This window comes from Pseudomonas sp. XS1P51, assembly GCF_054897845.1.
This window is the reverse complement of the sequence record NZ_CM142707.1, coordinates 4,332,000-4,358,854: the sequence shown is the minus strand read 5'-3', so window position 1 is coordinate 4,358,854 and position 26,855 is coordinate 4,332,000. Positions and strand designations below refer to the sequence as shown.

General features: G+C 56.7%; 22 protein-coding genes, 6 tRNA genes and 3 rRNA genes. 22 read left to right on the top strand and 9 right to left on the bottom strand.

All coding sequences use genetic code 11. The annotated features are described in order from the left end of the window. Positions 1–29 precede the first annotated feature (29 nt). Positions 30–1,118 carry a calcium:cation antiporter gene (locus tag ACYZUD_RS20385; RefSeq protein ID WP_462019856.1) on the top strand — a complete coding sequence of 363 codons (1,089 nt, stop codon included), beginning with the start codon at positions 30–32 and terminating at the stop codon, positions 1,116–1,118. Positions 1,119–1,243: 125 nt separating this feature from the next. Here the strand turns inward: ACYZUD_RS20385 and ACYZUD_RS20380 are convergent, their stop codons facing one another. The 3 genes from ACYZUD_RS20380 to ACYZUD_RS20370 all read right to left on the bottom strand — a co-directional run bounded on the left by ACYZUD_RS20380 (position 1,244) and on the right by ACYZUD_RS20370 (position 3,893). Next, positions 1,244–2,602: an 8-oxoguanine deaminase gene (locus tag ACYZUD_RS20380; protein ID WP_462019855.1), complete on the bottom strand. Its 1,359-nt coding sequence runs from the start codon at positions 2,600–2,602 to the stop codon at positions 1,244–1,246. A 228-nt stretch (positions 2,603–2,830) separates the two neighbouring features. Continuing rightward, positions 2,831–3,517: an SDR family oxidoreductase gene (locus tag ACYZUD_RS20375; RefSeq protein ID WP_462019854.1), complete on the bottom strand. Its 687-nt coding sequence runs from the start codon at positions 3,515–3,517 to the stop codon at positions 2,831–2,833. 25 nt (positions 3,518–3,542) lie between these two features. Further along, positions 3,543–3,893 carry a MerR family transcriptional regulator gene (locus ACYZUD_RS20370; protein ID WP_462025080.1) on the bottom strand — a complete coding sequence of 117 codons (351 nt, stop codon included), beginning with the start codon at positions 3,891–3,893 and terminating at the stop codon, positions 3,543–3,545. Positions 3,894–3,975: 82 nt separating this feature from the next. Here ACYZUD_RS20370 and ACYZUD_RS20365 point away from each other — a divergent pair, with 82 nt between their 5' ends. Then, on the top strand, positions 3,976–4,398 hold the full coding sequence (locus ACYZUD_RS20365; protein ID WP_462019853.1) for a hypothetical protein: 423 nt from the start codon (positions 3,976–3,978) through the stop codon (positions 4,396–4,398). Positions 4,399–4,472: 74 nt separating this feature from the next. On the opposite strand, the gene ACYZUD_RS20360 is transcribed toward ACYZUD_RS20365, so the two are convergent. The 6 genes from ACYZUD_RS20360 to ACYZUD_RS20335 form a co-directional block, all read right to left on the bottom strand. After that, the gene (locus ACYZUD_RS20360) at positions 4,473–5,399 is read right to left on the bottom strand and encodes an ABC transporter permease (protein WP_462019852.1); all 927 of its coding nucleotides are present in this window, start codon (positions 5,397–5,399) and stop codon (positions 4,473–4,475) included. Continuing rightward, entirely contained in the window at positions 5,399–6,505 is a 1,107-nt protein-coding gene (locus tag ACYZUD_RS20355; RefSeq protein WP_462019851.1) for an ABC transporter permease, read from the bottom strand. The genes ACYZUD_RS20360 and ACYZUD_RS20355 overlap by 1 nt, the downstream gene beginning before the upstream one ends. 11 nt (positions 6,506–6,516) lie before the next feature. Beyond that, on the bottom strand, positions 6,517–8,082 hold the full coding sequence (locus ACYZUD_RS20350; RefSeq protein ID WP_462019850.1) for an ABC transporter ATP-binding protein: 1,566 nt from the start codon (positions 8,080–8,082) through the stop codon (positions 6,517–6,519). Between the two features lie 602 nt (positions 8,083–8,684). After that, on the bottom strand, positions 8,685–9,266 hold the full coding sequence (locus ACYZUD_RS20345) for an IMPACT family protein (RefSeq protein WP_462019849.1): 582 nt from the start codon (positions 9,264–9,266) through the stop codon (positions 8,685–8,687). Positions 9,267–9,273: 7 nt separating this feature from the next. After that, positions 9,274–9,924: a TetR/AcrR family transcriptional regulator gene (locus ACYZUD_RS20340; protein WP_462019848.1), complete on the bottom strand. Its 651-nt coding sequence runs from the start codon at positions 9,922–9,924 to the stop codon at positions 9,274–9,276. A gap of 96 nt (positions 9,925–10,020) precedes the next feature. Continuing rightward, a complete protein-coding gene (locus ACYZUD_RS20335; RefSeq protein ID WP_462019847.1) occupies positions 10,021–10,941 on the bottom strand; it encodes a LysR family transcriptional regulator in 921 nt (306 codons plus the stop codon). A gap of 137 nt (positions 10,942–11,078) precedes the next feature. Between ACYZUD_RS20335 and aptA the strand changes: the two genes are divergently transcribed. The 20 genes from aptA (at position 11,079) to rplJ (ending at position 26,830) form a co-directional block, all read left to right on the top strand. After that, the gene (gene aptA, locus ACYZUD_RS20330; protein WP_462019846.1) at positions 11,079–12,428 is read left to right on the top strand and encodes an omega-aminotransferase AptA; all 1,350 of its coding nucleotides are present in this window, start codon (positions 11,079–11,081) and stop codon (positions 12,426–12,428) included. A 66-nt stretch (positions 12,429–12,494) separates the two neighbouring features. Further along, a complete protein-coding gene (locus ACYZUD_RS20325) occupies positions 12,495–13,988 on the top strand; it encodes a CoA-acylating methylmalonate-semialdehyde dehydrogenase (protein WP_462019845.1) in 1,494 nt (497 codons plus the stop codon). A gap of 626 nt (positions 13,989–14,614) precedes the next feature. Then, positions 14,615–16,153 (top strand): 16S ribosomal RNA (locus ACYZUD_RS20320). Between the two features lie 82 nt (positions 16,154–16,235). Then, positions 16,236–16,312: transfer RNA gene (locus tag ACYZUD_RS20315), tRNA-Ile, on the top strand. A 28-nt stretch (positions 16,313–16,340) separates the two neighbouring features. Then, a tRNA-Ala gene (locus ACYZUD_RS20310) sits at positions 16,341–16,416 on the top strand. Positions 16,417–16,651: 235 nt separating this feature from the next. Next, positions 16,652–19,543: ribosomal RNA gene (locus ACYZUD_RS20305) — 23S ribosomal RNA — on the top strand. Between the two features lie 155 nt (positions 19,544–19,698). Further along, a 5S ribosomal RNA gene (gene rrf / locus ACYZUD_RS20300) occupies positions 19,699–19,814 on the top strand. Together the 16S, 23S and 5S rRNA genes with 2 tRNA genes alongside form the textbook arrangement of a ribosomal RNA operon. A gap of 136 nt (positions 19,815–19,950) precedes the next feature. Continuing rightward, positions 19,951–20,910 (top strand): bifunctional biotin--[acetyl-CoA-carboxylase] ligase/biotin operon repressor BirA, encoded by a 960-nt coding sequence (gene birA, locus ACYZUD_RS20295; protein WP_462019844.1) that lies wholly within the window; start codon positions 19,951–19,953, stop codon positions 20,908–20,910. Further along, entirely contained in the window at positions 20,900–21,649 is a 750-nt protein-coding gene (locus tag ACYZUD_RS20290) for a pantothenate kinase (RefSeq protein ID WP_462019843.1), read from the top strand. The genes birA and ACYZUD_RS20290 overlap by 11 nt, the downstream gene beginning before the upstream one ends. 7 nt (positions 21,650–21,656) lie before the next feature. Then, the gene (locus ACYZUD_RS20285; RefSeq protein WP_462019842.1) at positions 21,657–22,097 is read left to right on the top strand and encodes a hypothetical protein; all 441 of its coding nucleotides are present in this window, start codon (positions 21,657–21,659) and stop codon (positions 22,095–22,097) included. Between the two features lie 142 nt (positions 22,098–22,239). Beyond that, a tRNA-Tyr gene (locus ACYZUD_RS20280) sits at positions 22,240–22,324 on the top strand. A 23-nt stretch (positions 22,325–22,347) separates the two neighbouring features. Then, positions 22,348–22,421 (top strand) — tRNA-Gly (locus ACYZUD_RS20275). 26 nt (positions 22,422–22,447) lie between these two features. Beyond that, positions 22,448–22,523: transfer RNA gene (locus tag ACYZUD_RS20270), tRNA-Thr, on the top strand. Between the two features lie 84 nt (positions 22,524–22,607). Next, entirely contained in the window at positions 22,608–23,801 is a 1,194-nt protein-coding gene (tuf, locus tag ACYZUD_RS20265) for an elongation factor Tu (RefSeq protein WP_007896619.1), read from the top strand. A 53-nt stretch (positions 23,802–23,854) separates the two neighbouring features. Further along, a tRNA-Trp gene (locus ACYZUD_RS20260) sits at positions 23,855–23,930 on the top strand. A gap of 45 nt (positions 23,931–23,975) precedes the next feature. Beyond that, a complete protein-coding gene (gene secE, locus ACYZUD_RS20255) occupies positions 23,976–24,344 on the top strand; it encodes a preprotein translocase subunit SecE (RefSeq protein ID WP_008145488.1) in 369 nt (122 codons plus the stop codon). A 9-nt stretch (positions 24,345–24,353) separates the two neighbouring features. Then, positions 24,354–24,887: a transcription termination/antitermination protein NusG gene (gene nusG / locus ACYZUD_RS20250; RefSeq protein WP_007896622.1), complete on the top strand. Its 534-nt coding sequence runs from the start codon at positions 24,354–24,356 to the stop codon at positions 24,885–24,887. 117 nt (positions 24,888–25,004) lie between these two features. Beyond that, complete coding sequence (rplK, locus tag ACYZUD_RS20245; protein ID WP_462019841.1) at positions 25,005–25,436, top strand: 50S ribosomal protein L11; 432 nt, start codon at positions 25,005–25,007, stop codon at positions 25,434–25,436. Continuing rightward, complete coding sequence (rplA, locus tag ACYZUD_RS20240; RefSeq protein ID WP_007896626.1) at positions 25,436–26,131, top strand: 50S ribosomal protein L1; 696 nt, start codon at positions 25,436–25,438, stop codon at positions 26,129–26,131. The genes rplK and rplA overlap by 1 nt, the downstream gene beginning before the upstream one ends. 198 nt (positions 26,132–26,329) lie before the next feature. Then, a complete protein-coding gene (gene rplJ / locus ACYZUD_RS20235; protein ID WP_028621539.1) occupies positions 26,330–26,830 on the top strand; it encodes a 50S ribosomal protein L10 in 501 nt (166 codons plus the stop codon). Positions 26,831–26,855 lie beyond the last annotated feature (25 nt).

The window sequence follows — 26,855 nt, the reverse complement described above, 5'->3', positions numbered from 1 at the left end:
TTTCGCTCCACTCGGCAAAAAGGCCCGCGATGTTCACATTCCTCAAGCAAGAAAAGTTTCTGCTGCTGGCCTTGATCGCCGCGTTCATCGCCTATCCGCTGGAGCACTGGATGTTGCACGGTGGCCAGCCCATCGCGCTGACCGCGGGCCTGGTGCTGATCGCGTTCATCGTCGCCGCCTCCATGCGCGTCGCCCATCACGCCGAATTGCTCGCCGAAAAAGTCGGGGACCCCTACGGCACGATGATCCTGACCCTGGCGGCGGTGCTGGTTGAGGTGGTGATCCTGGCGATCATGATGAGTAACGAGGCCTCACCGACGTTGGTGCGCGACACGATTTATTCGGCGGTGATGCTCGACATCAACGGCATCCTCGGCCTGGCCGCATTGATGGGCGGGATCAAGCACGGCGAACAGTCCTACAACGATGACTCGGCGCGCAGCTACAGCGTGATGATTCTCACGGCCATGGGCGTTTCCATGGTGGTGCCGGAGTTTATTCCCGAGGCCAACTGGAAACTTTATTCGGCCTTCACCATTGGCGCGATGGTCATGCTTTACACCCTGTTCCTGCGGATGCAGGTCGGGCCGCACAGTTATTTCTTCAGCTACAGCTACCCGGAAAAACGCCGCAAGAAGGAGCCGAGCGAAGAGCCGGAACCGATCAATCTGGTCGTGAGCATCGCAACGCTGGTGTTTGGTGTGGTGGTGATCGGCGCACTGGCCGAGGTGATGTCCAAGACTCTCGATCTGGGCCTGGAAGGTACGGGCGCACCGCCGGTGATCACGGCGATCCTGGTGGCGGCGATTTCCGCGGCACCGGAGATTCTGACGGCATTGCGCGCAGCGTTGGCCAACCGCATGCAGTCGGTGGTCAACATCGCCATGGGCGCATCGCTGTCGACGGTGATCCTGACGGTGCCGGTGATGGAAGCGATGGCGCTCTATACCGGCCAACCATTTCAGATGGCGATGACCCCGGTGCAGACCGTGATGATCTTCATCACCCTGATCGTCAGCGCGATCAACCTCAACGATGGCGAAACCAATGCCATCGAAGGGATGACCCATTTTGTGCTGTTTGCGACGTTTATCATGTTGTCGCTACTCGGTCTCTAGGATCACCACAACGCCCCTGTGGGAGCGAGCCTGCTCGCGATAGCGGACTGACATTCAACATCAATGCTGACTGATCTGACCCCATCGCGAGCAGGCTCGCTCCCACAGTTTTGATAGGTGTTGTGTCAGGCGCCGGCGATTAGCTGCCGAGCCGCCTGGCTGTGATCGGCAATCAGACCTTTGAGATCCAGCCCTTCAACCTGCCCATCGATCACTCGCCACTGGCCGCCGACCATCACCCGATCCGCCCGATCCGCGCCACACAGCAACAATGCCGAAATCGGATCATGGCTGCCGGAGAAGCGCAGTTCATCGAGCTTGAACAGCGCCAGATCCGCCTGTTTGCCCACGGCCAGTTCGCCGATGTCTGTGCGTCCGAGCAACTGCGCCGAACCCTTGGTCGCCCAACCCAGCACCAATTCCGGCGTGATCTTTTCCGCGCCATAGCGCAGCCGCTGAAGGTAAAGCGCCTGACGGGTTTCGAGCATCATGTTCGATGCATCGTTGGACGCCGAGCCGTCCACGCCCAGGCCGACCAGTGCGCCCGCAGCGGTCAGGTCCAGTGTCGGGCAAATGCCTGAAGCCAGGCGCATGTTCGAACTCGGGCAATGGCAAATCCCGGTACCGACCGCGCCGAGGCGGGCGATTTCGTCCGGGTTGAAATGGATGCCGTGAGCCAGCCAGGTGCGGGGGCCGAGCCAGCCGACGCTGTCCAGATAATCCACGGTGCGCAGGCCGAAGCGTTGCAGGCAGAAGTCTTCTTCGTCGAGGGTTTCGGCGAGGTGGGTGTGCAGGCGCACGTCGAGTTTGTTCGCCAGTTCGGCGCTGGCCGACATGATTTGCGGTGTCACCGAGAACGGCGAGCACGGTGCCAGGGCGATCTGGATGTGTGCGCCATCGCCACGCTCGTGGTACTCGGCGATCAGGCGTTGGCTGTCGTCGAGAATCACTTCGCCTTCTTGTACGGTTTGCTGCGGTGGCAGGCCGCCGTCCTTTTCGCCGAGGCTCATCGAGCCGCGCGTCAGCATGGCGCGCATGCCCAGTTCGCGAACGCTCTCGACTTGCACGTCGATCGCATTTTCCAGGCCTTGCGGAAACAGGTAATGGTGATCGGCAGCGGTGGTGCAGCCGGACAGCAGCAACTCGGTCAGTGCGACTTTGCTGGCGAGGGCGAGTTTTTCCGGCGTGAGTCGTGCCCAGACCGGGTAGAGGGTTTTCAGCCACGGGAACAGCGGCTGATTGACCACCGGCGCCCAGGCGCGGGTCAGGGTTTGATAGAAATGGTGATGGGTGTTGATCAGCCCCGGCAGGATCACATGCTCGCGAGCATCAAAGACTTGTCCACAGGGCGAGGACGGTTGCTGGCCGGCGGTGAGCACTTCGACGATCAAACCGTCTTGCAGCACCAGACCGCCACGGGCATCGAGGCCATTGGCAGTGAAGATCGCGAGGGGATTTTTTAACCAGGTACGGGTCGCAGGCATGTTGGCCGGCTCCTCTGAAAGTTGGGTTCAGGGTTGCCAGCTCAGTGTTGCCCTGTCTGCTGATCCAGGGTCGCCGCGAGGGACGAGGTGCGGAGTTTACTCAGTATGTGCGCCGCAGATCCAGTGTGGGAGCGAGCCTGCTCGCGATAGCGGACTAATGGTCGATATTGGTGTTGAATGTGAAACCGCTATCGCGAGCAGGCTCGCTCCCACAGGGGACGGCGGTGACTACCAGGGAATGGTCTCTCCTTTGTAATTCACAAAATGATGCCCGCCCTTGCCGGTATACGCATTCACTTGATCGACCAACCCGCGCGTACTGGTCTCCACATCCAGGTCCGCGCCTTCACCGCCCATGTCGGTTTTCACCCAACCCGGATGCAGCGACAGCACGGTGAGTTTCTGCTCGCCCAACTGAGTCACGAAGCTGTTGGTCATTGAGTTCAGCGCCGCTTTACTGGCCTTGTACAGCGCCAGTTCCGGGGCGTCCGGCATGGTCACGCTGCCCAGCACCGAACTCATGAACGCCAGCACGCCGCTGTCCGGACGAATCTGCCCGACAAAGCGCTGAGCCAGGTTGATCGGTGCCACGGCGTTGGTGAAGAACAGCTGACCGACTTCGGCCCGCGTCGCGCCGCCCGGTGTCTGAACTTCCGGTCCCTTGATCCCGGCGTTCACGAACAACAGGTCAAACACTTCACCCTTGAGCTGTTGGCTCAGGGCGATGACCGCCTGCTGATCGTCCATGTCGAGTTTTTCGATCCGCACGTTGCCCAACGCCTGCAAGGCTTCAGCGTTCTGCGGGTTGCGCACGGTAGCGGTGACGTGCCAGCCGTCGGCCAGCAGGGTTTTCACCAGACCGAGGCCCAGACCCCGGGAGGCGCCGATGATGAGTGCGGTTTTTGCCTTGGACATGAGTGGCTTCCTTGAAAAGTGAGGATCACGGATTCAATGGACAACGCTGGCCGAGTCGTTGCTGCAACTCGTGACGCAACGCGCCGAGTTCATCCATACGGGTTTCGATCAGTTTGAGTTTGTCTTGCAGCAGTTGCGTGACGGCGCTGTCCGGGTCGGGCGACTTCCACAATGCAGCGACGCTGTTGCCGATCTCGCCGAGGGTAAAGCCCAGCCGCTGAGCGGTCTTTATGTACAGCACCAATTGCACCATGTCTTGCGGATAGTCGCGATAACCGTTGGCGCTGCGTTGCGCGGCGATCAGGCCGCGCTGCTCGTAGAAACGCAGCGTGTCACGGCTGACCGCGCTGGCCTGGGCTAATTCACCGATGCGCATCATGACATCTCGAGAGGGCTTGACCCTGGAGCATACTCCAGGCTTTAGCCTTGTTGCTCCCTGAATTTATGGAGCAATGCCGATGTGGACTTCAACACAATATCGCCGGTTGGTGCGCGGTAGTGCCTGGTATGACTTGATCGTGATGGCAGCGTTTGTCACGCCCTGGAGTTTTGCGGCGTTGCATGGGGTGTTGGCGGGTTTGAGTCAGGCTTTGGACCTGCCTGGCGAACTGCCGGCGTTTGCCCCGATGCACCTGCTGATGGCGAATCTGTTGGGGTCGATTGTGTGCGTGTGGGCGGTGCTGCGGATTCGTGATCCGCAGCAGATTTATGGCCGGTATGACGCGGTGGGGCGGTTTCTGTTTTCGGCCTGGCAGTTGTATGCGTTGCTTCATGGGGCGAGTTCGTTGCTGGTGGTTTTCTTGATCTTTGAATTGGCGTGGGGCGTTGTTCAGATGTTGCCTGTTCGGGCCCCTTCGCGAGCAGGCTCGCTCCCACAGTAGACCGTGTCGCTGGGTTAGTACGCGGTCCCCTGTGGGAGCGAGCCTGCTCGCGATGAGGCCCGCTCGGCCAACACCTAATGCCCAGCCTGCCACGGCTGCCCCAACGACACCGGCGCATACAACCGTGTGCGCACGGCGTCCCGGGACAGCAACACCAACACCACAATGGTCGCGACATACGGCAGCATCGCCAGCAGGCTGGAAGGAATCGCCAGCCCCAACCCCTGCGCCACCAGATGCAGGATGCTGGCGAGCCCGAACAGATACGCCCCCAGCAGCAATCGCCACACCCGCCAACTGGCAAACACCACCAGCGCCAACGCAATCCAGCCTCGGCCGGCGCTCATGTTCTCCGCCCACATCGGTGTGTAAGCCAGCGACAAATAAGCGCCGGCCAACCCGGCCATTGCCCCGCCGAACAACACCGCCAAGGTGCGCACGCCCAACACCGGCAAGCCCATGGCACTCGCCGCATCAGGGTTTTCCCCCACTGCCTGAATGATCAACCCGACGCGACTTTTCAGAATCACCCACGCCACCAGCGCAAACAGTGCGAACGACAGGTACACCAGCAAATCCTGCGCAAACAGCATCCGCCCGATCAACGGAATCTCACTCAGATAAGGAATCGCCACCGGCTCAAAACCTGCCAGCGGTTTACCGACCCAAGCCGCGCCAACGAACGTCGACAGGCCCACGCCGAAGATCGTCAGCGCCAGCCCGGTGGCCACTTGATTGGCGTTGAACACCAGTGCCACCAGCGCAAACAACGAGGACAACAGCATCCCGGCCAGCATCGCCAGCAACACGCCAAGCCACAGGTTGCCGCTGTTCAGCGCGACGATAAAACCGATCACCGCCCCAAACAGCATCATTCCTTCCTGACCGAGATTGAGCACACCGCTCTTCTCGCAAATCAATTCACCGAGCGCCACCAACAGCAGCGGCGTGCCGCAGCGGATCATGGCGTAGAAAATATTGCTCAGCAGATCGATATCCATCACAGCGCTCCAGCGTGTACGGCGGTGGCGGGTGCGCGGCGGGCCCAGCGCAGGTTCAAACGCGGTCGGTAGAGAATCAGCACGTCACTGGCCAGCAGGAAAAACAGCATCATCCCCTGGAACAATTGCGTGATCGCTTGCGGCAGATTCATGCTCATCTGCGCGCTCTCGCCACCGATGTACAGCAGCGCCATCAACAGGCTGGAAAACAGAATGCCGATGGGATTGAGCCGCCCGAGAAAAGCCACGGTGATCGCCGCATAGCCGTACCCCGGCGAGACTTGCGGCACCAGTTGGCCAATCGGCCCGGTGACTTCACATACGCCGGCCAATCCTGCCAATCCACCGCTGATCAGCAGCGCCAGCCAGATCAGCCGCTTCTCGCGAAACCCGACGAAACCGGCGGCACGCTTGTCCAGCCCGAGCACTTTGATCTGGAACCCCACAAAGCTTTTCTGCAGCAACACCCACACCGCCACCAACGCGAGCAAGGCGAAATACACCCCGGCGTGAACCCGGCCGTCCTCCATCAACAGCGGCAACCGACTGGCATCGCCGAACATTGCCGACTCCGGAAAGTTGAACCCGGCGGGGTCCTTCAACGGCCCATGCACGCAGAACAGCAACAGGTTCAGGGCGATGTAATTGAGCATGATGCTGGTGAGGATTTCATTGGCGTTGAAGCGCGTACGCAACCATGCGGTCAACCCGGCCCACGCCGCGCCGGCCAGGGTGCCGGTGAGCAGGATCAACACCAGTGCCCAGCGACTTTGCATATCGATGATGTTCACCGCCAACGCACTGCCGGCCAGCGCGCCGAGCAGCAACTGACCTTCGGCGCCGATGTTCCAGATCCGCGCCTGGTACGCCACGGCCAGGCCCAACGCGCAAAGCAGAATCGGCAACGCTTTGACCAGCAACTCGGAGACGCCATACAAGTCGCTGAGCGGTGCGATCAGCAAGGTGTGCAACGTCAGCAGCGGGTCATGGCCCAGCGCGATAAACAGCAGCGAGCCACAGCCCAGCGTCAGGACCGCCGCCAGCAATGGCGAGCACCACAACATCAGGCGCGATTGCTGGCCACGGGGTTCGAGAGAAAGCAGCATGTGAAACTCCGTTAAAGCGTTGCGGGCGCAGGTGATTGAGGGGCGTCGAACTGGCCGGCCATCCAGCCGCCGACATCGATCAGGCGGGTGTCGACGGTCGCCTGGAGTGTCGACATCCGACCGCTGCACAAAGCGCCGAGTCGGTCGCTGATCTGGAACAGTTCGTCGAGGTCTTCGGAGATCACCAGGATCGCCGCGCCGGCATCGCGCAAGGCAATCAGTGCGCGGTGAATGGTCGCCGCCGCACCGACGTCCACGCCCCAGGTCGGGTGCGCGGCCACCAGCAATTTTGGTTGCTGGAGGATTTCCCGGCCGAGGATGAATTTCTGCAAGTTACCGCCGGACAGGCTGCGGGCGGGTGTCCGTGTATCAGGCGTCTTGACCCCGAAGCGGCGGATGATTTCTTCGGCCAATGCTTCGACCTTGCCGCGCTGGATCAGGCCGTTGCTCACCAGCCCTTGTTGAAAGGCGCTGAGCAGGGCGTTGTCGGCCAGGCTCAACTCCGGCACCGCGCCGTGGCCCAGGCGTTCGGCGGGGACGAATGCCAGGCCGAGTTTGCGTCGTGCATCCGGCGGCAGATGGGCGACCGGTTGCCCGCCGAAACTGATCGTCTTGCCGGCATTGCGGTGCAGGCGTTCTTCGCCGCTGAGCAAGGCCAGCAACTCGTCCTGACCATTGCCGGCCACCCCGGCGATGCCGACGATTTCGCCGCTGCGTACTTCAAGGTCGATGTCCTTGAGCGAACAACCGAACGGGTCCGGGTTGTGCCAGGACAATCCGTTCACGTTCAGAAACGCATCACTGCCAACGACCTTCGGATATTCGGTGATCAGCTCGGCCGCTTCACCGACCATCAGCCGCGCCAGTTGCTGATCCGAGCACTCGGCCGGCACGCAATGCCCGGCTACCCGACCGCCACGCAATACCGTAGCGCTGTGGCACAGCGCGCGAACTTCGCCGAGCTTGTGGCTGATAAACAGGATGCTGCAGCCCTCGGTCGCCAGCCGGCGCAAGGTGACGAACAACTCGTCGGCCTCCTGCGGGGTCAGCACTGAAGTCGGTTCATCGAGAATCAGCAGGCGGATGTCCTGCATCAGGCAGCGAATGATTTCCACCCGTTGCCGTTCGCCGATGGACAGGCTGTGGACAAGTCGTTCCGGTTCCAGCGCCATGCCATAGCGACGGGAGACCTCACGGATTTTCGGCTCAAGCTGTTTCGGCGTACCGGCCGCCGCCCCCATCGCAAGGGCAATGTTTTGCGCCACGGTCAGGGTTTCGAACAGCGAGAAATGCTGGAACACCATGCCGATCCCCAAGCCGCGAGCCTGGGCCGGGTTGCGCATGGTCACGCGCTGGCCTTGCCAGATCATCTCCCCCGAATCGGCGTGAGTCACACCGTAGATGATCTTCATCAGCGTACTTTTGCCCGCGCCGTTTTCGCCGAGCAGGGCGTGGATTTCGCCGGGTGCGATGCTCAGGTCGATAGCATCGTTGGCCAGGCAACCGGGGTAGCGCTTGGTGATTCTGTGCAGTTGCAGGCGGGGTGTTTGATCGGGGATCGGCACGGGATTGGGCATGACGGGCTCGGGTCGATTGGCGTTATGCCTGTGGATAAAGCAATTTCCTGGCCACTTAGTCAGGAAATCTTCCAGGCCATGCAGGTCAAGGCGTTGAGGACGGTGCCTTGCTCTATATCGATTCCAAATCAGGCACCACTTAAGGGCAAAGCCCGATGATCAGGCTCCGGTTTTGCTCAGGGCATTTGGTCAAAAAACGAGCAACCGACGGCAAGCCATGCCGGGCATGGGGCGGCGACAGCCATGAACGGGTTATCCACAGATTGTTCCACAGTATTTGTGCGCAAGCAGAAAGGTCGGGCATAAGCACTGACCGGCTTTCTTCTAAAGGTGATAAACCGCGCTAACTTATTGTTTTTAAGTGGTTTTTGCTTTTTTAATGGCGGATTGGACGAAAATTGAGCAAAGCCCGCAAAGCCGCATGACAGAAGGGTTACAGCCGGGTGTGCTCAGGTTATCCACAGCCGGGTGCACAGTAGATGTGGGCAAGTGGCGGGTATATGGAAATGGGTAGTGCCCCAAAAGATCGCAGCCTTCGGCAGCTCCTACAGGAAATCGCTATCCCACTGTAGGAGCTGCCGAAGGCTGCGATCTTTTGATCTTTAGCGCCGCAACAAAATGCGCCCGCGACTCAAATCCGCCAACTGCGTTTGCAGCGTATCGATCTGCGCTTCGCCCAGCGCCAATTGCAGCTCCACCCCGTTGGCGGTAAACGTTTCTTCCACCACCAACCCACCGAGCTCTGCCACCCGAAGCTTCACCAGCGTCAGTTCACCAAACCCACAGGCACAACTCACCGGTACCCGGCTGATCAGCTCGACCTTCGGCGCCGCTTGCAGGCACTTGTTGGCGCCACCGCCATACGCCCGGGCGAGGCCGCCGGTGCCGAGTTGAATACCGCCATACCAACGAATCACCAGCACCGCGACCTGATCGCAATCCTGCGCGTCGATCGCAGCCAGAATCGGCCGTCCAGCGGTGCCGCCAGGCTCTCCGTCATCGGTGCTGCGGTATTGATCACCGAGTTTCCAGGCCCAGCAATTGTGCGAGGCATTCAAATCGCTGTGCTGTTCGATGAACGCCAGCGCGTCAGCCGGGCTGCTGATCGGTGCAGCGAAGGTGATGAAGCGGCTTTTGCGAATCTCTTCGCGGTATTCGCAAAAACCGCTGAGGGTAAAAGGCATAAGTGTCTTAGATAGCTGGCGTCAGGCCGCAGCCCTTGAGAATAATGCGGATCAGGTTATCGCCGGCGTCTTCCATGTCCTGCTTGGTCAACTTGGTGCGCCCAGTGACGCGGCAGATCTGCGTGGCGAAATCGGCGTAATGCTGGGTGCTGCCCCACAGCAGGAAGATCAGGTGCACCGGGTCGACCGGGTCCATTTTTCCGGCGTCGATCCAGGCCTGGAACACACCCGCCCGGCCCTGGAACCAGGCACGATAATCCTGGTTGAAATACTCGGTTAGGCATTCGCCGCCGCTGATGACTTCCATGGCGAAGATCCGCGAGGCTTGCGGCTGACGGCGGGAGAACTCCATCTTGGCGCGGATATACCGGGTCAGGGCCTCGGCCGGATCATCCTCGGCGGTCAGGGTATTGAAGGTGCTGTCCCACAACTGGAGGATGTTGCTCAGCACCGCCACGTACAAACCCAGTTTGTTGGTGAAGTAGTAATGCAGGTTCGCCTTGGGCAACCCGGCATTCAGGGCGATGGTGTTCATGCTCGTGCCTTTGAACCCGTGACGGGCGAACTCGTCTTCGGCGGCTTTGATGATGGTCTCTTCGTTCTTCTGACGAATTCGGCTCGCGGGTTTGCCGCCGTGGGCTGGGACTTCAAAGGTCATAGGCACTTCCGGACAGGTGGGTGGGTGCAACCAGTGCGTTGATAGCGCACCCACAGGTTCCAGACAAGTCCCGGCGTGATAAAAGCCCAGGACTTTCTAGCGCGTCGCCGCGAGACTCTCCAAAAAGCTTTCGAGCACCAAATGCGGGCGACGGCCCTTGCGGGTGACCGATGCCAGGCTCAGGTCATAGAAACGCGCCTTGGGTTTCAGCGCACGCAATCGGCCTTGCTGCACCCAGAGGCTGGCGTAGTGGTCCGGCAGGTAACCGATGTAGCGCCCGGTCAGGATCAGGAACGCCATGCCTTCGCGGTCGGACGCGCTGGCGGTGCAATTGAGTGCCTGGTAATGAGCCTGGATCTCCGCCGGTAAACGGAAGGTCGGGGCGATGGCGTCCTGGCTGTTGAGACGCTTATCGTCCAGTTGTTTGTCGTCGACATAAAACAACGGATGCCCGACCGCGCAATACAGCAGCGAACGTTCGCTGTAGAGCGGCTGATATTCCAGCCCCGACAGCGCACTGGCCTGCGGCACCACGCCGACATGCAGACGACCATCGAGTACGCCCTGTTCGACTTCGTTGGGCGCGATCATGCGGATCTGGATTTGCACGTCCGGGCCGCGCTCCTTCAATTGCGCCAGGGCGTGGGTGATGCGCATGTGGGGGAGGGTGACGAGGTTGTCGGTCAGGCCGATGGTCAACTCACCGCGCAAATGTTGGTGCAGGCCGTTGACCTCGGTGCGGAAACTTTCCAGCGCACTTAATAGCTGCAACGCCGATTGGTAGACCTCACGACCTTCTTCGGTCAGGGAAAAACCGGCGCGCCCCCGTTGGCACAGGCGCAAGCCGAGGCGCTGCTCCAGGTCGCTCATCTGCTGGCTGATGGCCGAGCGGCCAATTCCCAGTACCGATTCCGCCGCGGAAAAACCGCCGCATTCCACCACGCTGCGAAAAATCCGCAGCAGGCGGATATCAAAGTCACTGACTTGTGCCAGCGGATCGGGGCGACGGCTGCTCATGCTCTAATTGCTCAAAGTTTAGTGATGGACTGACTGAACGTTACAAAAGTTGGATTTCACCGACTTTATCCCCGTGGCAATTTAGCTGCAAGAACGCTTTCATCTCCACGCCGCTTATTGCCTTGCGAGGTTTTGCCATGAACTTGCCAGAAAACGCCCAGTCTCCTTTGGCCAGCCAGCTCAAGCTCGATGCTCACTGGATGCCCTACACCGCCAACCGCAATTTCCAGCGCGATCCGCGACTGATCGTGGCGGCTGAAGGCAGTTGGCTGACGGACGACAAGGGCCGCAAGGTCTACGATTCGCTGTCGGGTCTGTGGACCTGTGGCGCCGGGCACACCCGCAAGGAAATCCAGGAGGCGGTCGCCAAGCAATTGGGTACCCTCGATTACTCGCCGGGCTTCCAGTACGGTCACCCGCTGTCGTTCCAACTGGCCGAGAAAATCACCGACCTGACGCCGGGTAATCTCAATCACGTGTTCTTCACCGACTCGGGTTCCGAGTGCGCTGACACCGCCGTGAAGATGGTCCGCGCTTACTGGCGCCTGAAAGGCCAGGCGACCAAGACCAAGATGATCGGTCGTGCCCGTGGCTACCACGGTGTGAACATTGCCGGCACCAGCCTTGGCGGCGTGAACGGCAACCGCAAAATGTTCGGTCAGGCGATGATGGACGTCGATCACCTGCCGCACACCTTGCTGGCGAGCAATGCTTATTCCCGTGGCATGCCGACAGAGGGTGGTATCGCCCTGGCGGATGAACTGCTGAAACTGATCGAGCTGCACGACGCCTCGAACATCGCGGCGGTATTCGTTGAGCCAATGGCCGGCTCCGCTGGCGTACTGGTTCCGCCTCAGGGTTACCTCAAGCGTCTGCGCGAGATCTGCGATCAGCACAACATCCTGCTGGTGTTCGACGAGGTGATCACCGGTTTCGGCCGTACCGGCTCGATGTTCGGTGCCGACAGCTTTGGCGTGACCCCGGACCTGATGTGCATCGCCAAGCAAGTCACTAACGGCGCGATCCCGATGGGCGCAGTGATTGCCAGCTCCGAGATCTATCAGACGTTCATGAACCAGGCGATGCCTGAGTACGCCGTGGAATTCCCCCACGGCTACACCTATTCCGCACACCCGGTGGCTTGCGCCGCGGGCCTTGCAGCGCTCGACCTGCTGCAAAAGGAAAACCTGGTGCAGAGCGTGGCCGAAGTCGCGCCGCATTTCGAAAATGCGCTGCATGGCCTGAAGGGGTCGAAAAACATCATCGACATTCGTAACTATGGCCTGGCCGGCGCGATCCAGATTGCACCGCGCGACGGCGACGCCATCGTTCGTCCGTTCGAAGCGGGCATGGCGCTGTGGAAAGCCGGGTTCTACGTGCGCTTCGGCGGTGACACCCTGCAATTCGGCCCAACCTTCAACAGCAAGCCGCAAGACCTTGATCGTCTGTTCGACGCGGTCGGCGAAGTGCTGAACAAGATCGACTGATTTCCCCCCCTCTATATAAAGGCGCCCTTTAATGGGCGTCTGTGGACACTTTTTCAGGAGCCCCGCATGAGTCTTATCCCGCATTTGATCAATGGCGAACTGGTGACCGAAGACGGTCGCACAGCTGACGTGTTCAACCCGTCCACTGGTCAGGCGATCCACAAGCTGCCGTTGGCCAGCCGCGAAACCATTCAAAAAGCCATCGACTCGGCCAAGGCTGCGTTCCCGGCCTGGCGCAACACTCCGCCGGCCAAGCGTGCGCAGGTGATGTTCCGTTTCAAGCAACTGCTGGAGCAGAACGAAGCGCGTATTGCGCAACTGATCAGCGAAGAGCACGGCAAGACGTTGGAAGATGCGGCCGGTGAACTGAAGCGCGGGATCGAGAACGTCGAGTTCGCTTGCGCGGCGCCGGAAATCCTCAAGGGCGAGTACAGCCGTAACGTCGGCCCGAATATTGATGCCTGGTCGGACTTCCAGCCGTTGGGCGTGGTGGCCGGTATTACGCCGTTCAACTTCCCGGCCATGGTACCGCTGTGGATGTATCCGCTGGCGATCGTCTGCGGTAACTGCTTTATCCTCAAGCCATCCGAGCGTGATCCAAGCTCGACACTGTTGATCGCTCAACTGCTGCTGGAAGCGGGCCTGCCTAAAGGCGTGCTGAACGTAGTGCATGGTGACAAGGCTGCGGTGGACGCGCTGATCGAAGCGCCGGAAGTCAAAGCGCTAAGTTTTGTTGGCTCGACGCCGATTGCCGAATACATCTACGCCGAAGGTACCAAGCGCGGCAAGCGCGTCCAGGCACTGGGCGGGGCGAAGAACCATGCGGTGCTGATGCCGGATGCGGATCTGGATAACGCAGTCAGCGCGCTAATGGGTGCGGCGTACGGTTCCTGCGGTGAGCGTTGCATGGCGATCTCGGTGGCGGTGTGTGTCGGTGATCAGGTGGCGGATGCGTTGGTGGCCAAACTGACGCCGCAGATCAAGGCGCTGAAGATCGGCGCGGGTACGACTTGTGGTCTGGACATGGGGCCGCTGGTTTCCGGTCAGGCTCGTGACAAGGTCAGTGGCTATATAGAAGACGGCGTTTCGGCCGGTGCATCCTTGGTGGTCGATGGTCGTGGTCTGAGTGTGGCCGGTCATGAGGAAGGCTTCTTCCTGGGTGGCTGCCTGTTCGATAACGTCACGCCAGAGATGCGCATCTATAAAGAAGAGATCTTCGGGCCGGTGCTGTGTGTCGTTCGGGTGAATAGCCTGGAAGAGGCGATGCAACTGATCAACGATCACGAGTATGGCAACGGCACCTGCATCTTTACCCGTGATGGGGAAGCGGCGCGGTTGTTCTGCGATGAGATTGAGGTCGGCATGGTCGGCGTCAACGTGCCGTTGCCGGTGCCGGTGGCTTATCACAGCTTTGGTGGCTGGAAGCGTTCGCTGTTTGGCGACCTGCATGCTTATGGCCCGGATGGCGTGCGCTTTTACACTCGTCGCAAGGCCATTACCCAGCGCTGGCCGCAACGGGCGAGCCATGAGGCTTCGCAATTCGCATTCCCTAGCTTGTAAGTAGAAGGGAGAAGGCCGAGCCCCTTGGGGCTCGGCCTTCGCGTTTTGGGGCTTTTTTGACCTATATGACAGAAATGTGAAAATAGGTGTTGACGGCAGATTCTGGAAGTCTATAATTCGCCCCACTTCCGGCGCAGTCGAAACGGAAAACTCCTTGGTAAACAAAGAGTTACGCAGTTTTCGACAGTGGCTTGCTTCAGTTCATCGAAGCCTGGAAGGAGTTGGTAAGGCCGTGTGTTTTCGTCTTATTGACGATTCGATCTTCTCGGTCGAAAGCGGTGAAAAATAGGTGTTGACAGCAGCGAGTAACGCTGTAGAATTCGCCTCCCGCTAACGAGAGATCGGAAGCGCAAGTGGTTGAAGTTGCAGAGGAAACTTTGAAAACTTCTGAAAATAACCGCTTGACAGATACAGAGGACGCTGTAGAATGCGCGCCTCGGTTGAGACGAAAGATCTTAACCACCCGCTCTTTAACAACTGAATCAAGCAATTCGTGTGGGTGCTTGTGGAGTCAGACTGATAGTCAACAAGATTATCAGCATCACAAGTTACTCCGCGAGAAATCAAAGATGTAACCAACGATTGCTGAGCCAAGTTTAGGGTTTCTTAAAAACCCAAAGATGTTTGAACTGAAGAGTTTGATCATGGCTCAGATTGAACGCTGGCGGCAGGCCTAACACATGCAAGTCGAGCGGCAGCACGGGTACTTGTACCTGGTGGCGAGCGGCGGACGGGTGAGTAATGCCTAGGAATCTGCCTGGTAGTGGGGGATAACGCTCGGAAACGGACGCTAATACCGCATACGTCCTACGGGAGAAAGCAGGGGACCTTCGGGCCTTGCGCTATCAGATGAGCCTAGGTCGGATTAGCTAGTTGGTGAGGTAATGGCTCACCAAGGCGACGATCCGTAACTGGTCTGAGAGGATGATCAGTCACACTGGAACTGAGACACGGTCCAGACTCCTACGGGAGGCAGCAGTGGGGAATATTGGACAATGGGCGAAAGCCTGATCCAGCCATGCCGCGTGTGTGAAGAAGGTCTTCGGATTGTAAAGCACTTTAAGTTGGGAGGAAGGGCAGTTACCTAATACGTAATTGTTTTGACGTTACCGACAGAATAAGCACCGGCTAACTCTGTGCCAGCAGCCGCGGTAATACAGAGGGTGCAAGCGTTAATCGGAATTACTGGGCGTAAAGCGCGCGTAGGTGGTTCGTTAAGTTGGATGTGAAATCCCCGGGCTCAACCTGGGAACTGCATTCAAAACTGTCGAGCTAGAGTATGGTAGAGGGTGGTGGAATTTCCTGTGTAGCGGTGAAATGCGTAGATATAGGAAGGAACACCAGTGGCGAAGGCGACCACCTGGACTGATACTGACACTGAGGTGCGAAAGCGTGGGGAGCAAACAGGATTAGATACCCTGGTAGTCCACGCCGTAAACGATGTCAACTAGCCGTTGGGAGCCTTGAGCTCTTAGTGGCGCAGCTAACGCATTAAGTTGACCGCCTGGGGAGTACGGCCGCAAGGTTAAAACTCAAATGAATTGACGGGGGCCCGCACAAGCGGTGGAGCATGTGGTTTAATTCGAAGCAACGCGAAGAACCTTACCAGGCCTTGACATCCAATGAACTTTCCAGAGATGGATTGGTGCCTTCGGGAACATTGAGACAGGTGCTGCATGGCTGTCGTCAGCTCGTGTCGTGAGATGTTGGGTTAAGTCCCGTAACGAGCGCAACCCTTGTCCTTAGTTACCAGCACGTAATGGTGGGCACTCTAAGGAGACTGCCGGTGACAAACCGGAGGAAGGTGGGGATGACGTCAAGTCATCATGGCCCTTACGGCCTGGGCTACACACGTGCTACAATGGTCGGTACAGAGGGTTGCCAAACCGCGAGGTGGAGCTAATCCCACAAAACCGATCGTAGTCCGGATCGCAGTCTGCAACTCGACTGCGTGAAGTCGGAATCGCTAGTAATCGCGAATCAGAATGTCGCGGTGAATACGTTCCCGGGCCTTGTACACACCGCCCGTCACACCATGGGAGTGGGTTGCACCAGAAGTAGCTAGTCTAACCTTCGGGAGGACGGTTACCACGGTGTGATTCATGACTGGGGTGAAGTCGTAACAAGGTAGCCGTAGGGGAACCTGCGGCTGGATCACCTCCTTAATCGACGACATCAGCTGCTCCATAAGTTCCCACACGAATTGCTTGATTCATTGAAGAAGACGATAAGAAGCAGCCCGAAATTGGGTCTGTAGCTCAGTTGGTTAGAGCGCACCCCTGATAAGGGTGAGGTCGGCAGTTCGAATCTGCCCAGACCCACCAATTTTTGTGTGGGATCCTGTAGCAATACGGGGCCATAGCTCAGCTGGGAGAGCGCCTGCCTTGCACGCAGGAGGTCAACGGTTCGATCCCGTTTGGCTCCACCACTACTGCTTCTGATTGTGTAAAGCTTAGAAATGAGCATTCCATCGCGAGATGGTGAATGTTGATTTCTAGTCTTTGGCTAGATCGTTCTTTAAAAATTTGGGTATGTGATAGAAAGATAGACTGAACGTTACTTTCACTGGTAACGGCTCAGGCTAAGGTAAAATTTGTGAGTTTAATCGCGAATTTTCGGCGAATGTCGTCTTCACAGTATAACCAGATTGCTTGGGGTTATATGGTCAAGTGAAGAAGCGCATACGGTGGATGCCTTGGCAGTCAGAGGCGATGAAAGACGTGGTAGCCTGCGAAAAGCTTCGGGGAGTCGGCAAACAGACTTTGATCCGGAGATGTCTGAATGGGGGAACCCACCTAACATAAGTTAGGTATCTTAAGCTGAATACATAGGCTTAAGAAGCGAACCAGGGGAACTGAAACATCTAAGTACCCTGAGGAAAAGAAATCAACCGAGATTCCCTTAGTAGTGGCGAGCGAACGGGGACTAGCCCTTAAGTGGCTTTGAGATTAGCGGAACGCTCTGGAAAGTGCGGCCATAGTGGGTGATAGCCCTGTACGCGAAAATCTCTTGGTCATGAAATCGAGTAGGACGGAGCACGAGAAACTTTGTCTGAATATGGGGGGACCATCCTCCAAGGCTAAATACTACTGACTGACCGATAGTGAACTAGTACCGTGAGGGAAAGGCGAAAAGAACCCCGGAGAGGGGAGTGAAATAGATCCTGAAACCGTATGCGTACAAGCAGTGGGAGCCCACTTTGTTGGGTGACTGCGTACCTTTTGTATAATGGGTCAGCGACTTATTTTCAGTGGCGAGCTTAACCGAATAGGGGAGGCGTAGCGAAAGCGAGTCTTAATAGGGCGTCTAGTCGCTGGGAATAGACCCGAAACCGGGCGATCTATCCATGGGCAGGTTGAAGGTTGGGTAACACTAACTGGAGGACCGAACCGACTACCGTTGAAAAGTTAGCGGATGACCTGTGGATCGGAGTGAAAGGCTAATCAAGCTCGGAGATAGCTGGTTCTCCTCGAAAGCTATTTAGGTAGCGCCTCATGTATCACTGTAGGGGGTAGAGCACTGTTTCGGCTAGGGGGTCATCCCGACTTACCAAACCGATGCAAACTCCGAATACCTACAAGTGCCGAGCATGGGAGACACACGGCGGGTGCTAACGTCCGTCGTGAAAAGGGAAACAACCCAGACCGTCAGCTAAGGTCCCAAAGTTATGGTTAAGTGGGAAACGATGTGGGAAGGCTTAGACAGCTAGGAGGTTGGCTTAGAAGCAGCCACCCTTTAAAGAAAGCGTAATAGCTCACTAGTCGAGTCGGCCTGCGCGGAAGATGTAACGGGGCTCAAACCATACACCGAAGCTACGGGTATCACTTAGGTGATGCGGTAGAGGAGCGTTCTGTAAGCCTGTGAAGGTGAGTTGAGAAGCTTGCTGGAGGTATCAGAAGTGCGAATGCTGACATGAGTAACGACAATGGGTGTGAAAAACACCCACGCCGAAAGACCAAGGTTTCCTGCGCAACGTTAATCGACGCAGGGTTAGTCGGTCCCTAAGGCGAGGCTGAAAAGCGTAGTCGATGGAAAACAGGTTAATATTCCTGTACTTCTGGTTATTGCGATGGAGGGACGGAGAAGGCTAGGCCAGCTTGGCGTTGGTTGTCCAAGTTTAAGGTGGTAGGCTGGAATCTTAGGTAAATCCGGGATTCTAAGGCCGAGAGCTGATGACGAGTGTTCTTTTAGAACACGAAGTGGTTGATGCCATGCTTCCAAGAAAAGCTTCTAAGCTTCAGGTAACCAGGAACCGTACCCCAAACCGACACAGGTGGTTGGGTAGAGAATACCAAGGCGCTTGAGAGAACTCGGGTGAAGGAACTAGGCAAAATGGCACCGTAACTTCGGGAGAAGGTGCGCCGGTGAGGGTGAAGCATTTACTGCGTAAGCCCATGCCGGTCGAAGATACCAGGCCGCTGCGACTGTTTATTAAAAACACAGCACTCTGCAAACACGAAAGTGGACGTATAGGGTGTGACGCCTGCCCGGTGCCGGAAGGTTAATTGATGGGGTTAGCTAACGCGAAGCTCTTGATCGAAGCCCCGGTAAACGGCGGCCGTAACTATAACGGTCCTAAGGTAGCGAAATTCCTTGTCGGGTAAGTTCCGACCTGCACGAATGGCGTAACGATGGCGGCGCTGTCTCCACCCGAGACTCAGTGAAATTGAAATCGCTGTGAAGATGCAGTGTATCCGCGGCTAGACGGAAAGACCCCGTGAACCTTTACTATAGCTTTGCACTGGACTTTGAATTTGCTTGTGTAGGATAGGTGGGAGGCTTTGAAGCGTGGACGCCAGTTCGCGTGGAGCCAACCTTGAAATACCACCCTGGCAACTTTGAGGTTCTAACTCAGGTCCGTTATCCGGATCGAGGACAGTGTATGGTGGGTAGTTTGACTGGGGCGGTCTCCTCCTAAAGAGTAACGGAGGAGTACGAAGGTGCGCTCAGACCGGTCGGAAATCGGTCGTAGAGTATAAAGGCAAAAGCGCGCTTGACTGCGAGACAGACACGTCGAGCAGGTACGAAAGTAGGTCTTAGTGATCCGGTGGTTCTGTATGGAAGGGCCATCGCTCAACGGATAAAAGGTACTCCGGGGATAACAGGCTGATACCGCCCAAGAGTTCATATCGACGGCGGTGTTTGGCACCTCGATGTCGGCTCATCACATCCTGGGGCTGAAGCCGGTCCCAAGGGTATGGCTGTTCGCCATTTAAAGTGGTACGCGAGCTGGGTTTAGAACGTCGTGAGACAGTTCGGTCCCTATCTGCCGTGGACGTTTGAGATTTGAGAGGGGCTGCTCCTAGTACGAGAGGACCGGAGTGGACGAACCTCTGGTGTTCCGGTTGTCACGCCAGTGGCATTGCCGGGTAGCTATGTTCGGAATAGATAACCGCTGAAAGCATCTAAGCGGGAAACTAGCCTCAAGATGAGATCTCACTGGGACCTTGAGTCCCCTGAAGGGCCGTCGAAGACTACGACGTTGATAGGTTGGGTGTGTAAGCGCTGTGAGGCGTTGAGCTAACCAATACTAATTGCCCGTGAGGCTTGACCATATAACACCCAAGCAATTTGTGAACTCGAAAGAGGCCAGATTGCGGTGTGTGAAGACGAAACGAACCGAAAGTTCGAGTACAAACACACAAATCTATCGCATACCCATTCGCTGGCGCGTGATCTCACAAGAGAACACGAACTGGCTACCGAATTTCTTGACGACCATAGAGCATTGGAACCACCTGATCCCATCCCGAACTCAGCAGTGAAACGATGCATCGCCGATGGTAGTGTGGGGTTTCCCCATGTGAGAGTAGGTCATCGTCAAGATTAAATTCCGAAACCCCTATCTGCGTATGCAGGTAGGGGTTTTGTTTTGTCCGCAGGAAAATCTGCCCTGTTGGGTTTCTATGCAACGGCTCGGGGCATGGCTATCATGCGGGCCTCATTGTGAGGCGAGATTTGCATGCTGACGTTGCTAAAGCTTCTTAAGGATGGTCGATTCCATTCGGGTCAGGCCTTGGGCGTTGCCTTGGGTGTTAGTCGTAGCGCCGTATGGAAGCAGCTTCAGCATTTAGAGGCTGAGCTCGGACTGTCCATCCACAAGGTGCGCGGTCGTGGTTATCAGCTGGCTGCGCCGTTGACACTGCTTGATTCTGTCGACATCAAAGAGCGGGCGCCTTCTTGTGACTGGCCTATTCTGGTCTTCGACTCAATTGACTCCACCAACGCTGAGGCCTTGCGCGCAATCGAGCGTGGCCAGGCGGCGCCATTTTTGGTGCTCGCCGAGCGGCAGACTGCCGGTCGGGGGAGGCGCGGGCGTAAATGGGTCAGTCCGTTTGCAGAAAACATCTACTACAGTCTGGTGTTGCGCATTGAGGGTGGAATGCGACAGCTGGAGGGCTTGAGTCTTGTCGTTGGGCTTGCGGTGATGCAGGCCTTGCGAGAGCTTGGTGTTTCGGGGGTTGGGTTGAAATGGCCCAATGATGTTCTGGTTGGGCAGAAGAAGGTCGCCGGAATATTGCTCGAGTTGGTGGGGGATCCTGCTGATGTCTGTCATGTGGTGTTGGGTGTTGGAATTAATGTGAACATGCAGCAGGCCGACGAGGTTGATCAGCAGTGGACGTCTGTGCGCCTTGAGTCTGGCAAGGTGTTTGATCGTAATCACCTGGTTGCTGAGTTGAGTGTGAAGCTCCAGGCATATTTGCATCGTCATCAGGTCGGCGGATTTTCAGCTATCCAGGCTGAGTGGGAGCAAAATCATCTATGGCAGGGGCGAGCTGTATCGCTGATTGCCGGTGTTAACCAAATAGATGGCGAAGTACTGGGTATCGATAGTCAGGGTGCTTTGCGCTTGAAGGTGGATGGTTTGGAAAAAGTCTTTAGTGGTGGTGAGCTCAGTCTGAGGTTGCGTGATGATTCTTGAGCTCGACTGCGGAAATAGTTTCATCAAGTGGCGTGTGCTCGACGCGGATGCCCGTCGGGTAGTGGGTGAGGGGGTCGTTGACTCGGACCTCGCATTACTGGAGAACTTGAATGCGCTCAAGGCGCTCGAGCTCAAATTTTGTCGGTTGGTCAGTGTTAGAACCACCGAAGAAACCGGCGTGCTGATTGCTCTGCTGACGGAGGCTTTTGATGTATCGGTGGTGTGCGCGGCTCCGGCTCGCGAAATGTCCGGGGTGCGTAATGGGTACGAGGAGTTCGAGCGTCTAGGGCTCGATCGCTGGCTGGCGATGCTCGGCGGGTTTCATCTCGCTTCGGGCGCGTGTCTGGTGCTTGATTTCGGTACTGCTGTTACTGCGGACTTCATCGCGGGAGACGGAGAGCATCTAGGAGGATTTATATGCCCGGGAATGCCGTTGATGCGCAATCAATTGCGTACTCACACCCGTAAAATTCGCTATGGAGATTTGGCTGCCGAGCGCGCACTGGAAAGTCTCGGTCCTGGTCGTACCACCGTCGAAGCGGTCGAGCGGGGCTGCTCATTGATGTTGAGGGGGTTCGTCCTGACTCAGCTAGAGTTGGCGCATAGCTATTGGGGGGAGGACTTTGCTGTATTTCTCACTGGTGGGGATGCAGATCTGGTCTCCGGGATCGTACCGGGAGCCAGAGTGGTCCCGGACCTGGTGTTTGTAGGTTTGGCTATGGCGTGTCCCTTGTCCTGAGGTTTTTATGCGTTGGTTGTTCCTGCTGCTGCTTGTTCTCAATGTGTTCTATTACATCTGGCATCAACAAGAGGCTCCTCTTCGCGCGAAGGACGTAACGCCTCTGAGTTTATATCGAGGTTCGCAGCAGGATATCCGGTTGTTGAGTGAGGCGGCTGACGCTTCTCGTGACAAAGGGAAATCTGCCCAGGCGGACAATGGCTGTCTTTACTTGGGCGGTTTTACTCGTCAGGAAGTCGCTCAGGCGGTTGAGCGTCGATTAACGGGAATGGATATCAAGTTTCTGTCGTTGCCGAAGGCCTCCGCGGAGTCTGCTGGTTACTGGGTGCGTGTGGCACCGGAAAGCAGGCGTTGGCTGGATGACGTGCAGCTGCAAAACCTTTCTAGAGAATTCAATGAGTTAAAACATAAAATAATGCCGTGCGAGGGGGTTGCACCCGTCGAATAGTTTGCATAGAATGGCGCCCGCTTCGCAGTGAAGACCTTTAACGGTTAACGGTGCGGAGCGAGGTCAATGCAGCTAACCTCAGGTTTTTAATGAGAAAATGCTTGACAGAAGGCTGGCATAATATAGAATGCCGGCTCGCTTAGGAGGGGTTCCCGAGCGGCCAAAGGGATCAGACTGTAAATCTGACGTCTACGACTTCGAAGGTTCGAATCCTTCCCCCTCCACCATTTTTAGCGAGAGCTGCAAGCTCGCGGGTATAGTTTAGTGGTAGAACCTCAGCCTTCCAAGCTGATGATGCGGGTTCGATTCCCGCTACCCGCTCCAAGTTTGCAGATCCTGCAACGTGTTGCGCTCTTGTAGCTCAGTTGGTAGAGCACACCCTTGGTAAGGGTGAGGTCAGCGGTTCAAATCCGCTCAAGAGCTCCATATAACAAGGCAGATATGAAAATATCTGCCTTTGTTTTAATGGCTTGCTTGACTTGCACAATTCTTCTCCTGGGGGTGATTTCGATGGCTAAGGAAAAGTTCGAACGTAATAAGCCTCACGTCAACGTAGGTACCATTGGTCACGTCGACCACGGCAAAACTACTTTGACTGCAGCCTTGACCCGTGTCTGCTCCGAGGTTTTCGGTTCGGCAAAGGTTGACTTCGACAAGATCGATAGCGCCCCTGAAGAAAAAGCTCGTGGTATTACCATCAACACTGCTCACGTTGAATACGATTCGGCCGTGCGTCACTACGCACACGTTGACTGCCCTGGTCACGCTGACTACGTAAAAAACATGATTACCGGTGCGGCTCAGATGGATGGTGCGATTCTGGTTTGCTCGGCCGCTGATGGTCCGATGCCGCAAACCCGTGAGCACATCCTGCTGTCCCGTCAGGTTGGCGTTCCGTACATCGTTGTCTTCCTGAACAAGGCTGACATGGTTGATGACGCAGAGCTGCTGGAGCTGGTTGAGATGGAAGTGCGCGACTTGTTGAGCACTTACGATTTCCCAGGTGATGACACTCCGATCATCATTGGTTCGGCGCTGATGGCGTTGAACGGTCAGGACGACAACGAGATGGGCACTACTGCCGTTAAGAAGTTGGTTGAGACCCTGGATAGCTACATTCCGCAGCCTGAGCGCGCTATCGACAAGCCGTTCCTGATGCCGATCGAGGATGTGTTCTCGATCTCCGGTCGCGGTACTGTTGTGACTGGTCGTGTTGAGCGTGGCATTGTCCGCATTCAGGAAGAGGTTGAGATTGTTGGTCTTCGTGACACTGTCAAAACTACTTGTACTGGTGTTGAAATGTTCCGCAAGCTGCTCGACGAAGGTCGTGCTGGCGAGAACTGCGGCGTACTGCTGCGTGGTACCAAGCGTGATGATGTTGAGCGTGGCCAGGTTCTGGTCAAGCCGGGCACCGTCAAGCCTCACACCAAGTTCACTGCTGAGGTTTATGTTCTGAGCAAGGAAGAGGGTGGTCGTCATACGCCATTCTTCAAGGGTTACCGTCCACAGTTCTACTTCCGTACTACTGATGTGACTGGTAACTGCGAGCTGCCAGAAGGTGTTGAAATGGTGATGCCAGGTGACAATGTCCAAATGACTGTCACTCTGATCAAAACCATCGCAATGGAAGATGGTCTGCGTTTCGCTATCCGTGAGGGCGGTCGTACCGTCGGCGCTGGTGTCGTAGCTAAGGTCATCGAGTAAGTTGTTGTAATGTCTTTTTCAGGCCGGCATAATGGTCGGCCTGATTTTGTTTTAGGTCAGTAGCTCAATTGGCAGAGCGACGGTCTCCAAAACCGTAGGTTGGGGGTTCGATTCCCTCCTGACCTGCCAGATTCACTTGGTGTGTCTGGCTTTCTTTTCACAGGATCTTCATAGATGACTCCTAAAGCTGAAGCTCAAGGCTCTCGCTTCGATCTGCTCAAGTGGCTAGTAGTAGTCGCTTTGGTGGTTGTTGGCGTTGTTGGCAATCAGTATTACTCTGCTTCGCCGATCCTGTACCGCGTACTTGCTTTGCTCGCCATTGCTGCTGTAGCTGCCTTTGTAGGCCTGCAGACAGTCAAGGGCAAGTCTTTCTTTGTACTGGTTAAGGAAGCACGCACCGAGATTCGTAAAGTCGTATGGCCAACTCGCCAAGAAACCACGCAGACCACGTTGATTGTTGTGGCTGTTGTTCTGGTTATGGCGTTGCTGTTGTGGGGGCTTGATTCCCTGCTCGGCTGGCTTGTTTCCTTGATTGTCGGCTAAGGGTGTCCCGTGGCTAAGCGTTGGTACGTTGTGCATGCTTACTCCGGTTACGAGAAGCATGTCATGCGCTCGTTGGTAGAGCGCGTAAAGCTGGCTGGCATGGAAGATGGCTTTGGCGAAATTCTGGTTCCCACTGAAGAAGTGGTTGAAATGCGTAATGGCCAGAAACGCAAAAGTGAACGTAAGTTCTTCCCAGGTTACGTGCTGGTCCAGATGGATATGAATGAGGGTACTTGGCACTTGGTCAAGGATACTCCTCGGGTGATGGGTTTTATCGGCGGTACTGCTGATAAGCCGGCACCAATCACAGATAAAGAGGCGGAAGCGATTCTGCGTCGCGTCGCTGATGGTAGTGACAAGCCGAAGCCGAAGACATTGTTCGAGCCAGGCGAGTCGGTGCGCGTCAACGATGGTCCGTTTGCCGACTTTACCGGCACGGTCGAAGAAGTTAACTACGAGAAGAGCCGGATCCAAGTGGCAGTGCTCATTTTCGGTCGCTCTACTCCGGTAGAGCTAGAGTTCAGCCAGGTCGAAAAGGTCTAGCTGAGCAAGCATCCCAACCCCGCAGCCCTAGGCTGTGGGGTTTTGTCGTCACTGGGATAAACGCGCAAGTAACCGGGGAGCCTTTCGAGGCGTTCGAACCCGTAATTGGAGTGCCTCATGGCCAAGAAGATTACCGCTTACATCAAGCTGCAAGTGAAGGCCGCTCAGGCTAACCCAAGCCCACCTGTTGGTCCTGCTCTGGGTCAGCACGGCGTGAACATCATGGAATTCTGCAAGGCTTTCAACGCCCGTACTCAGGGTATTGAACCGGGTCTGCCGACTCCAGTGATCATCACTGTCTACAGCGACCGTAGCTTCACTTTCGAAACCAAATCCACACCTGCTTCGGTTCTGCTGAAGAAGGCTGCTGGTCTGGCTAGCGGTTCCGCTCGTCCGAACACCGTTAAGGTTGGCACCGTGACTCGTGCTCAGCTGGAAGAAATCGCGAAAACCAAAAACGCGGATCTGACTGCAGCTGATATGGAAGCGGCCGTGCGTACTATCGCCGGTTCCGCTCGTAGCATGGGCCTTAACGTGGAGGGTGTGTAATGGCTAAGTTGACCAAACGTCAAAAGGCTATCGCCGGCAAAATCGAAGCAGGCAAGTCCTACAATTTTGTAGACGCTGCCGCTCTGCTGGCTGAGCTGTCGACCGTCAAGTTCAGCGAGTCGTTCGACGTTGCTGTAAACCTGGGTGTTGACCCGCGTAAATCCGACCAGGTCGTTCGTAGCGCTACTGTGCTGCCACACGGCACTGGCAAGACCGTTCGCGTTGCAGTGTTCACCCAGGGTCCAGCTGCTGAGGCCGCTCTGGCTGCCGGCGCTGACCGCGTAGGTATGGACGACCTGGCTGCCGAAATGAAAGGCGGCGACCTGAACTATGACGTAGTTATCGCATCCCCGGATGCAATGCGCGTTGTTGGTCAGTTGGGTCAGATCCTCGGTCCACGTGGCCTGATGCCTAACCCTAAAGTCGGCACCGTAACTCCAGACGTAGCTACCGCGGTTAAAAACGCCAAGGCTGGTCAGGTTCGTTATCGCACCGACAAAAACGGCATCATTCACACCTCCGTTGGCAAAGTCGGCTTTGATGCCGTCAAGCTGAAGGAAAACGTTGAGGCCCTGATCGCTGATCTGAAGCGTATCAAGCCAGCTTCCTCGAAAGGTATTTACGTCAAGCGCGTTACCCTGAGCACCACTATGGGTCCAGGTCTGGTCATCGACCAAGGCTCGCTCGACGCGTAAGACACAGGTTGGCGCAAGCGATTGCGCCAATTGAAAGATTGGGGTCCCTGCCTGGCGGGGGCTATCCAAGACCGTAGGCGACGCAAGTCTTAAACCTCAAGCCTACGCAGATGGTGCTCCCGGTTCCTTACCGAATCAGACACCAAAACGACATCCGACTTCGGTTGGATGAAACGGTAACAAGCAGGAGTTAAACCCGTGGCAATTAAACTCGAAGACAAGAAGGCCATCGTCGCTGAAGTCAACGAGGCTGCCAATGTTGCCCTGTCTGCTGTTGTGGCTGATGCCCGCGGCGTGACAGTAAGCGCTATGACCGGACTCCGTAAAGAGGCTCGTGAAGCTGGCGTTTACGTACGCGTTGTACGTAACACCCTGCTCAAGCGCGCCGTTGCTGGCACTCAATATGACGTGCTCAACGACGTGTTCACTGGCCCTACCTTGATTGCATTCTCCAAAGAACATCCGGGCGCTGCTGCTCGTATCTTCAAAGAGTTCGCAAAAGGTCAGGATAAGTTCGAGATCAAGGCAGCTGCGTTCGAGGGCAAGTTCCTCGCAGCTAATCAGATCGACGTACTGGCAAGTCTGCCGACCCGTGACGAAGCAATTTCTCAGCTGATGAGCGTGATTCAAGGCGCAACCAGCAAATTGGCTCGTACTCTGGCGGCACTTCGCGACCAGAAAGAAGCTGCAGCAGCCTAAGGCTGAGCGACTCCTTTCAGCGTTT

What these genes read in the sequence shown, in the direction of transcription:
- ACYZUD_RS20355 (WP_462019851.1), bottom strand. Translation starts at nt 6,505, where the DNA reads ATGCTGCTTTCTCTCGAACCCCGTGGCCAGCAATCGCGCCTGATGTTG.
- ACYZUD_RS20290 (WP_462019843.1), top strand. Translation starts at nt 20,900, where the DNA reads ATGATTCTTGAGCTCGACTGCGGAAATAGTTTCATCAAGTGGCGTGTG.
- rplK (WP_462019841.1), top strand. Translation starts at nt 25,005, where the DNA reads ATGGCCAAGAAGATTACCGCTTACATCAAGCTGCAAGTGAAGGCCGCT.
- ACYZUD_RS20380 (WP_462019855.1), bottom strand. Translation starts at nt 2,602, where the DNA reads ATGCCTGCGACCCGTACCTGGTTAAAAAATCCCCTCGCGATCTTCACT.
- ACYZUD_RS20340 (WP_462019848.1), bottom strand. Translation starts at nt 9,924, where the DNA reads ATGACCTTTGAAGTCCCAGCCCACGGCGGCAAACCCGCGAGCCGAATT.
- ACYZUD_RS20375 (WP_462019854.1), bottom strand. Translation starts at nt 3,517, where the DNA reads ATGTCCAAGGCAAAAACCGCACTCATCATCGGCGCCTCCCGGGGTCTG.
- ACYZUD_RS20325 (WP_462019845.1), top strand. Translation starts at nt 12,495, where the DNA reads ATGAGTCTTATCCCGCATTTGATCAATGGCGAACTGGTGACCGAAGAC.
- ACYZUD_RS20360 (WP_462019852.1), bottom strand. Translation starts at nt 5,399, where the DNA reads ATGGATATCGATCTGCTGAGCAATATTTTCTACGCCATGATCCGCTGC.
- secE (WP_008145488.1), top strand. Translation starts at nt 23,976, where the DNA reads ATGACTCCTAAAGCTGAAGCTCAAGGCTCTCGCTTCGATCTGCTCAAG.
- ACYZUD_RS20365 (WP_462019853.1), top strand. Translation starts at nt 3,976, where the DNA reads ATGTGGACTTCAACACAATATCGCCGGTTGGTGCGCGGTAGTGCCTGG.
- aptA (WP_462019846.1), top strand. Translation starts at nt 11,079, where the DNA reads ATGAACTTGCCAGAAAACGCCCAGTCTCCTTTGGCCAGCCAGCTCAAG.
- birA (WP_462019844.1), top strand. Translation starts at nt 19,951, where the DNA reads ATGCTGACGTTGCTAAAGCTTCTTAAGGATGGTCGATTCCATTCGGGT.
- rplA (WP_007896626.1), top strand. Translation starts at nt 25,436, where the DNA reads ATGGCTAAGTTGACCAAACGTCAAAAGGCTATCGCCGGCAAAATCGAA.
- ACYZUD_RS20345 (WP_462019849.1), bottom strand. Translation starts at nt 9,266, where the DNA reads ATGCCTTTTACCCTCAGCGGTTTTTGCGAATACCGCGAAGAGATTCGC.
- ACYZUD_RS20335 (WP_462019847.1), bottom strand. Translation starts at nt 10,941, where the DNA reads ATGAGCAGCCGTCGCCCCGATCCGCTGGCACAAGTCAGTGACTTTGAT.
- ACYZUD_RS20370 (WP_462025080.1), bottom strand. Translation starts at nt 3,893, where the DNA reads ATGCGCATCGGTGAATTAGCCCAGGCCAGCGCGGTCAGCCGTGACACG.
- ACYZUD_RS20350 (WP_462019850.1), bottom strand. Translation starts at nt 8,082, where the DNA reads ATGCCCAATCCCGTGCCGATCCCCGATCAAACACCCCGCCTGCAACTG.
- ACYZUD_RS20285 (WP_462019842.1), top strand. Translation starts at nt 21,657, where the DNA reads ATGCGTTGGTTGTTCCTGCTGCTGCTTGTTCTCAATGTGTTCTATTAC.
- ACYZUD_RS20385 (WP_462019856.1), top strand. Translation starts at nt 30, where the DNA reads ATGTTCACATTCCTCAAGCAAGAAAAGTTTCTGCTGCTGGCCTTGATC.
- tuf (WP_007896619.1), top strand. Translation starts at nt 22,608, where the DNA reads ATGGCTAAGGAAAAGTTCGAACGTAATAAGCCTCACGTCAACGTAGGT.